At 62.0% G+C, this 1,810-nt stretch carries 2 protein-coding genes; both read right to left on the reverse strand.

What is annotated here, in order from left to right; genetic code table 11:
- On the reverse strand, nucleotides 1-1,027 hold a 1,027-nt coding region (locus WCJ41_RS21960; protein ID WP_336907961.1), incomplete at its 3' end, for a helix-hairpin-helix domain-containing protein.
- The gene (locus WCJ41_RS21965) at nucleotides 1,024-1,509 is read right to left on the reverse strand and encodes a thermonuclease family protein (RefSeq protein WP_336907962.1); all 486 of its coding nucleotides are present in this window, start codon (nucleotides 1,507-1,509) and stop codon (nucleotides 1,024-1,026) included. The genes WCJ41_RS21960 and WCJ41_RS21965, both read right to left, overlap by 4 nt.
- Nucleotides 1,510-1,810: the final 301 nt, after the last annotated feature.

Genomic DNA, 1,810 nt, shown 5'->3' on the forward strand with positions numbered 1-1,810 from the left:
TGATCGCCTCTCTCTGGCTCGGCGCAAGGCTGAGGCCGGTCTTCTGCTCGATCCATGGCAGCGCCTTTTCGGGATCGATCCACGCCCAGGGCAGCTTGCCGCCGGCGAGTGTCCGCAAGCGCTCGGCAATGGCTTGCTCAGATCTGTAGAGGCCCGCGAGGAATACACACCGGGTTTCGCCCACCGCATCAGCGATCACAGTGCCCTCGGCAAGTTCGAGGTCCAGCGCCGTCTGGATCAGTTCCTTCGGCACATCAAGCAGTTCCACCGCCAGCGGTGCGAGTTCTTCGACCGGCAGGCCGCAGTGACCCTGGTCCATGGCTTCCGTCAGCGCATAGGAAATCCCGGCGCGTATCCGGATCATGGCCGTCTTCTCGATCCCGAGTTTCATGGCAATGGCATCCGCCGTGCGGAAACCGATGCCGCGGATGTCGCGGGCAAGCCGATAGGGGTTGTCGGTCATCACCTGGATCGCGTCGGCGCCATAGGTCTTGTAGATGCGCACCGCGCGCGCCGTACCCACGCCATGGCTGTGCAGGAACACCATGATCTCGCGCACCGCCTTCTGCTCGGCCCACGCGGAAACGATCCGCTGCGCGCGCACCGCGCCGATACCGTCCACCTCGCGCAATCGCTCCGGATTGGCCTCTATGATGTCGAAGACCTGCTCCCCGAATGCCTTCACCATTTTCTTGGCATAGACCGGGCCGATGCCGCGGATCATGCCGGAGGACAAGTACTTCTCGATGCCCTCCGCCGTGGTGGGCGGGGTCGTCTTGAGAAACCGCGCCTTGAATTGCAGTCCATGGGTCCGGTCGTTGAACCACTCCCCTGTCGCCGTGATCCATTCGCCCGCCGCGATGGCTGCGGAATGCCCAACTACCGTCACGAGGTCCCGGTGCCCCCGCGCCTTGACGCGCAGCACACAGAAGCCGCTCTCATCATTGTGGAACGTCACACGCTCCACGATGCCCGCCAGTACATCCTGCGGCGCCTGCTGGGCCTGTGCGGCGGCGTTGCGGCTCATCGCTTTCGCGCCCTCCAGTCCCACGGCATGTCGAAGGAGCCCGCCCACATGCCGCTGCGGTTCAGCCGGGCGTCGTCTTCCTGCGGGATGTAATCGATTCCATACTTCCGAAACGCCACCGCCCAGCCTTGTGCGACCATCCAGGCGTTGAGATTGGTATCGCCCTTGAAGCAAACGGCGATAATGCGCTGGTAGCGGTCACGACCCTTGGGCTCGCAGGCGACGGACGAGCGCCCGATCATGTCGGCGAGAGCGAAGGCGGACTTCTGGCCGCAGCGATATCGTTTGCCGGCGGCGTCCAGGCAAAGCTGAGAACTCTCCGGTGCGTCGATGGCATCGAGCCGGATTCGCTGCCCATGGATTTCGATGGTGTCGCCGTCGATAACGGATGCAGTGCCCTGAACGAGCGGCGCGCCAAAGGCTATCGCCGATGCGAGAAGAAGGCCAGCCAGCAAGCCGACAGCGATCGGAATTCCCCGCATCACCTTTCGTGACACCCTTCATTCATCGGAGACATTGCCTCCAAGTGTCCTTCCGCCTTCAAGGCACATTCGCACGGCATCATCTGGCTTGTCCCTTCTCCTCGAAACATGTGGAAAAAATCTATCGATCACGAAGTTCAGTCGAATCATGCGGTTACCAGAAGCCCGGGAGATCCTGAGAAGAAGCACGGGCGGAATCGCAAAACCGGGGGATTGACTCTGTGTGTACGATAGAACAAAAGCAGAACGCAAGAGCCGCCGCGTGTGGCATGTTGAACGGCCACATCGGCGTTTTCAGGTG

Origin of the sequence: Aestuariivirga sp. (genome assembly GCF_037139295.1) — a bacterium.
GTDB lineage: Bacteria > Pseudomonadota > Alphaproteobacteria > Rhizobiales > Aestuariivirgaceae > Aestuariivirga.